This window comes from Candidatus Stygibacter australis (assembly GCA_030765845.1).
GTDB lineage: Bacteria > Cloacimonadota > Cloacimonadia > Cloacimonadales > TCS61 > Stygibacter > Stygibacter australis.
This window is the reverse complement of record JAVCDJ010000117.1, coordinates 1-3,259: the sequence shown is the minus strand read 5'-3', so window position 1 is coordinate 3,259 and position 3,259 is coordinate 1. Positions and strand designations below refer to the sequence as shown.

Sequence of the window (3,259 nt, the reverse complement as noted above, 5' to 3'; positions counted from 1 at the left end):
TGGTACAAATTCTATGGAAATCACTTCTTCTACAGGATACTTTTCTTTGTCACCATTGAACATGAAATAAACATGCTCTCTATCACCACCCAGATATTTCCCATACAAAACTGAGCCATCTATAAGAGAGAGTTTGTCATCATGGAAATCCTTGTCTGCCCACTCCGGAGCATTGATCACAATGTATATTTCGTGCATAGGATCGTAACGGTAATAAGTGTTATAATAGAAGTAATAATCCACATCATAGTGATTGATGATCCTCACGCCTCTGGGTAGATGCTTCACTTTCAAGCCATGAGGTGCATTTACTACGTGGTAACCTGATTTTCCCGGGCGATAATATATGCCATTATGTCTGAAGTATTTTTTGCCTTCCACATCAATCTTTTCTGCTTCTTGGGGAAGGTTCTTCAGAAGATATTCTTTTTTCTTTTCTGTGTTATTTACTTTGCTGACATTACTATTTTTCAATATTTTATTATCAGCATTACTGACGCCTATACTTATCATCAACAGGAATAATAACATCGTTTTTAGGTTCATGTGCTTTTGCATTGCTGCCTCCTATTTATTTTTCAGCAGTAATAATTATTCTGCTGAGTTTTGCTGTCCACATATTTTCTAATATTTAAGACATTTCAGTAATCAAATCCCTGCAGATTTAGTTAGTTTTCTAATCGGCTTTTATCCAAGCTGTTTTGCCTTGAAGATCACTGTAGTAAAGAATTCAATAACAAATCCATATATTGCACCAATGATCAAAGTAGAAAAAAACATCATCTGAGGTGTAAAATCTGTACCTTCAGCTCCTAATGAACTGCTTAATGCCATCGGCAGTCCCATCAGAAATCCCAATAATATCCCATTAAGAGCCCAGTTCATTTTAATTGCACTTATTCCGATCACAAATCCCATCAATGTTCGGCTGATGACCATTTGCATTATTATAATACCAGGTAATTTATTACCTCCGCTACCAGCCAGGGTAATGCACACTATCCCACAACATACACCAATTAGTGTAGCAATAATTATTCTCTTGGCACTTGTCATTATAATACCCTCCAGTTTCTTTTGTTCACCATTTAATAAAACTGTCAACCAGACATTACCTTTCACGTCATATCTGGCAAGTAATTTCTTATCTGAGTAAATTAATAAAAAAGAAATATTGTCATTATTAATAGCTATGGAAATATTTGTTCATGATGGAAGATGGTATTAATAAAAACATAGTCAAACTGGCAGTAGCCAGTATGGAAAACCTTAAAAATAAGGCAGTTAATGAGCCTTATCAAAAACTGGTAAGTCTTGGTGAGGAATACCGGAATTCTTATTCTGGTATTGCGATCAGTGAGATTCCGGGAGTTACTCAGGCTCGAGACCTTTTTAAGGCAATTGGCATCGATCCCACTAAACGCAGACCTTCCAGTGAAGCATTGCTCAGACGTGGTCTGAAAAATAAGGGCTATAGTACCATCAATCCGCTTGTGGATATTGGTAACTGGTGTTCACTGGAATTCCTGCTGCCGATCTGTGTATATGATATGAGCTTAATTGAAGGTAAAATAACTGGAAGAATGGGCAAATCAGGAGATGGTTATACTGCTATTGATAATAAGTATCTTGATCTGAATGAAAGATATCTTATCTGTGATAATGAAGGTGCAATTGGCAGCCCTATCAAGGATTCTCTTCGCACTTGCGTTACACCAGAAACAACAAATGCAGTTTTATTGATCTATGCTCCAGGCTATCTGCCTGATTCTCAACTACTCGCTCATCTTGATATTTTTATCCAGAGAGTTCAAACTTATTGTGGTGGTGGAGTTTCAGATAAATACCTTCAAACAAATGCAATCAGGGAGTTTTAAATGAAGAAACTTTTTATTATAGTTTTTATATTATTAGTCAGCTTGTTATTTTCACGAGAAATAAATCTTACAATAGATATTAAAGCCCCGGTTCAGGAAAAAATTGCCGGAAGCGATTATTATCGAATTATAATTCCTGAAGCCAGTCAACGTGGTGAAATGGGTGAACCAGCTTTGCCCTGGATGGTAATAAAAGCCTTATTACCTCCTGGGGAAATTGCTGTTGATATGCAAGTGATCCTCTCAGGAGAAAAATCTCAGCACCTTGATGGGCGGCTCTACCCCATTCAGGCTGTTTTGCCTTTAAGCAGCCAGGAAGAAACTGAATTTGTAATTGATCAGGAAATCTATCAGCAGAATATCAATCTGCCTCTTAAGAATACTGGAATATTAAAAACTGAGTCTTGGCATGGTTATAGAATTATCTTAAGCAGCTTCTGCCCTGTTCAATATAATCCTCAGCAAAATACTGTAATCACTTATGATCAGGCTCAGATTATAATAATTACCGAAGCAGGAGACCTGAATCGAGCTAATAAGTCAGTTAATTACTATTCTGAGAAAGCCAAAGCACAAGTCTCACACTATGTGACTAATCCCCAGCTGACTAACCTTTATCCCCAACGTCTGAACCGAGAAGGTGAATATGAATTGCTGGTGATCAGCCCTGAAGAATTTATTGTTGATCTGGAGGAATTTGAAGGTTTTTATAATACTTTTGGCAGAAGAGTGCAGTACTTCACTACAGAATTTATTGAAGATAATCTGCCAGGTATTGACCTGCAGGAAAAGATCAGAAATCATATTATCAATGAGTATTCAGATTATGGCATTTCAAGCGTGCTGCTCGGCGGTGACAGCGAACTTATCCCTGATCGCGGATTTTATTGTCAGGTGCAGTCAACCACCCTATATGAAGATGACAGCATCCCGGCTGATATTTATTACAGTGCTCTTGACGGCACCTGGAATGATGATAATGATGGCTATTGGGGAGAACCTGAAGAGGATGATCTGCTGCCCGAAGTTGCTGTCTCACGGCTTACTTTTTCTGACCAGACGGAGCTTACTAATATGATCAATAAAACTTTTCTCTATGCCCAAAATCCTATTGATGATGACCTGGATCGTCCTCTGCTCGCTGCTGAACAATTATGGCTGGATCCTCTCACCTGGGGTGGAGATTACCTTGACCTAATGGTAGGCATTCATGATGATAATGGCTACGAAACCAGTGGAATCCCCTTAACTGATAATATCACCTACCTTTATGAACGCGATAATGGAGAATGGACTATGCAGGACCTGCTGGAAATTCTTAATCAGGGAACTTCCTTTCTGCATCATGTGGGTCATGCTAATTATGAATATATGTTCGGAAT

General features: G+C 38.2%; 4 protein-coding genes. 2 read left to right on the top strand and 2 right to left on the bottom strand.

Features of this window, described 5'->3' with window-relative positions; genetic code table 11:
* Both RAO94_06100 and RAO94_06095 read right to left on the bottom strand, forming a co-directional pair.
* The coding region (locus RAO94_06100; GenBank protein ID MDP8321904.1) for a DUF6515 family protein at positions 1 to 558 on the bottom strand (558 nt) is incomplete at its 3' end.
* A 129-nt stretch (positions 559 to 687) separates the two neighbouring features.
* On the bottom strand, positions 688 to 1,122 hold the full coding sequence (locus RAO94_06095; GenBank protein ID MDP8321903.1) for a hypothetical protein: 435 nt from the start codon (positions 1,120 to 1,122) through the stop codon (positions 688 to 690).
* An 86-nt stretch (positions 1,123 to 1,208) separates the two neighbouring features.
* Between RAO94_06095 and RAO94_06090 the strand changes: the two genes are divergently transcribed.
* Together RAO94_06090 and RAO94_06085 are read left to right on the top strand one after the other, a co-directional pair.
* Positions 1,209 to 1,877, top strand: a complete 669-nt coding sequence (locus RAO94_06090; GenBank protein ID MDP8321902.1) for a phenylalanine--tRNA ligase beta subunit-related protein — start codon at positions 1,209 to 1,211, stop codon at positions 1,875 to 1,877.
* On the top strand, positions 1,878 to 3,259 hold a 1,382-nt coding region (locus RAO94_06085), incomplete at its 3' end, for a C25 family cysteine peptidase (protein MDP8321901.1).

What these genes read in the sequence shown, in the direction of transcription:
- RAO94_06090 (MDP8321902.1), top strand. Translation starts at nt 1,209, where the DNA reads ATGATGGAAGATGGTATTAATAAAAACATAGTCAAACTGGCAGTAGCC.